The organism is Rhodococcus sp. (in: high G+C Gram-positive bacteria) (assembly GCF_049591685.1).
In the GTDB taxonomy this organism is placed as follows: Bacteria; Actinomycetota; Actinomycetes; order Mycobacteriales; family Mycobacteriaceae; genus Rhodococcoides.
This window is the reverse complement of the sequence record NZ_JBAWFH010000434.1, coordinates 1-1940: the sequence shown is the minus strand read 5'-3', so window position 1 is coordinate 1940 and position 1940 is coordinate 1. Positions and strand designations below refer to the sequence as shown.

The 1940-nt window shown below is 65.1% G+C and carries 4 protein-coding genes; 1 reads left to right on the top strand and 3 read right to left on the bottom strand.

Annotation, left to right across the window (positions count from 1 at the left end; translation table 11 throughout):
• On the bottom strand, positions 1-867 hold an 867-nt coding region (locus WBQ44_RS18290), incomplete at its 3' end, for an LLM class flavin-dependent oxidoreductase (RefSeq protein WP_495568091.1).
• A 102-nt stretch (positions 868-969) separates the two neighbouring features.
• On the opposite strand from WBQ44_RS18290, the gene WBQ44_RS18285 reads away from it, so the two are divergent.
• Complete coding sequence (locus WBQ44_RS18285; RefSeq protein WP_495568090.1) at positions 970-1467, top strand: MarR family winged helix-turn-helix transcriptional regulator; 498 nt, start codon at positions 970-972, stop codon at positions 1465-1467.
• An 11-nt stretch (positions 1468-1478) separates the two neighbouring features.
• On the opposite strand, the gene WBQ44_RS18280 is transcribed toward WBQ44_RS18285, so the two are convergent.
• A complete protein-coding gene (locus tag WBQ44_RS18280; RefSeq protein ID WP_495568089.1) occupies positions 1479-1628 on the bottom strand; it encodes a hypothetical protein in 150 nt (49 codons plus the stop codon).
• A gap of 161 nt (positions 1629-1789) precedes the next feature.
• Positions 1790-1933 carry an acyltransferase gene (locus WBQ44_RS18275; protein WP_495568092.1) on the bottom strand — a complete coding sequence of 48 codons (144 nt, stop codon included), beginning with the start codon at positions 1931-1933 and terminating at the stop codon, positions 1790-1792.
• Positions 1934-1940: the final 7 nt, after the last annotated feature.

The following is a 1940-nucleotide window of genomic DNA, read 5'->3' as shown; positions in this document are numbered from 1 at the left end:
GACGTACAGCGATCCGCGCGCGATGTCGGCGTCGAAGTCCTGGCGCCGCAACGGCGGCCACCCGCGGTCTGCGCCGATTCTGTCGCGGATCACGCGGTAGCCGGGGTAGAAAAGCTCCTTCGCCTCTTCGTCGGTCGCCGCGACGAAGCCGGGCGAGTGCATCCCGACGGGCAGGGCCGTCGTACCGAGCTGCTCGGTCGCCCTCCGGTACAGGTCGACGTACGGCACAAACCGATCCGGTGGCCCCCCGATGATCGCGAGCATGAGTCCGAAACCGTACTGGGCGGTTCTGAGCACCGACTGCTGCGAGCCGCCGACTCCCACCCACGTACGGAGGCGTCCCGACTCCGTCTTGGGGTACACGTCGGCATCGTGCAATGCCGCGCGAGTGGTGCCCTCCCACGTGACCGGCGTCTCGTCGAGGAGGCGATGGAACAGATGGATCTTCTCCTCGAACAGCAGCTCGTAGTCCTTCAGGTCGTATCCGAACAGGGGGAACGACTCGGTGAAGGAACCCCGCCCGAGGATCACTTCCGCCCGACCGTTCGAGAGCGCGTCCACCGTCGCGAAGCGCTCGAAAACCCGCACGGGGTCGTCGGACGACAGCACGGTGACGCCCGACCCGAGTTGGATGCGCTTTGTCACCGTGGCGATACCGGCCAGCACGGTATCGGGGCTCGAAACAGCGTAGTCCGGGCGGTGATGTTCGCCGACGGTGATGGCGTCGATGCCGATCTCGTCGGCCAGTACCGCCTCGTGGACGACGGCTCGGATCGCCTGCGCGTGCGACACGATCTCGCCCTGATCGTCGCGGGGCAGATCGCCGAAGGTGTCGATGCCGAAAGTGATGTTCTCGACGTCCGTCATTGTGCTCCTCGTGGTAACGGCTGCTCAGCAGTGGACGGAAGTGGTGTAATTGACATATGAATCATTCCAGAAATGATTCACATGTCAACTAGTGAGGGAACGATGGGCTCATCCAGACGCAGTGGGCATCCCACGAGCGAAGAGTTCGCGGTGTGGCGGGCGTACATCCAGACGGTCGAAATCCTGCGCGCCCGAGTACAAGCGAAGCTGCAAGCAGACTCAGGGCTCTCTGAAGGCGACTACAAGGTGCTCCTCGCGCTGAGCGAGTCCGCGGAGAAATCATTTCGCTCTTCAGAACTCGCCGCACATATCGAGTGGGAGCGCAGCCGGTTATCGGGCCACCTCGGGCGCATGGAGAGACGCTGTCTCATTCGGCGCGAGCCGTGCACCGACGATGCCCGCGGTTGGCAGGTCGTGCTCACCGACGAGGGGGCCCGCGCCTTCCGCGCGAGCTTGAGCCCGCATTCGAAGGCGGTCAAGGCGTACTTCATCGACGCGTTCACCGACGCCCAGCTCACCGAGATCGACGACACCACGAGGGCGCTGCGCGCCCACCTCGGCCTTGCGCCAATGACAGGAAAGTCCAACGACCGCAATTGACGCCGATCTGGTCAGCCGGCCTCGTTGGCGTCACCGGGATGGGGCACGTTGTCTTCGTCGACGTAGGCGGCGTGATCGGTATCAACACCTTCGTGATCGCGCGGACCTTCGTTGGCTCCGTCGGGCTGTTCGTCATCCACGGCATCGCTGGGCATCGTCACGTGTAAATCCTCCTGGTCAACTGCCGGATTCGTCCCGGTGCAGTTTGGGTCCGGATACGCGGATGCCCAGTCTGCGGTGCGTCTAACCCGCCGGCGCTACAAGGGACGTCGGCGACGATCGGGGCGGGGCCGTTACGAACGCCCGACGTGACGGCTTGGTCTCAGTCGATGGTTTTCACCACCCGGGCCGGCACGCCGCCGACCAAGGTGCCGGCAGGGACGTCGCGAGTGACTACGGCGCCTGCCCCTACCACCGCGCCGGCTCCGATGGTGACGCCCTGCGTGATGGTTGCGCCCGCCCCGATCCAGACG

Coding starts and splice junctions, on each gene's coding strand:
- WBQ44_RS18285 (WP_495568090.1), top strand. CDS start 970: ATGGGCTCATCCAGACGCAGTGGGCATCCCACGAGCGAAGAGTTCGCG.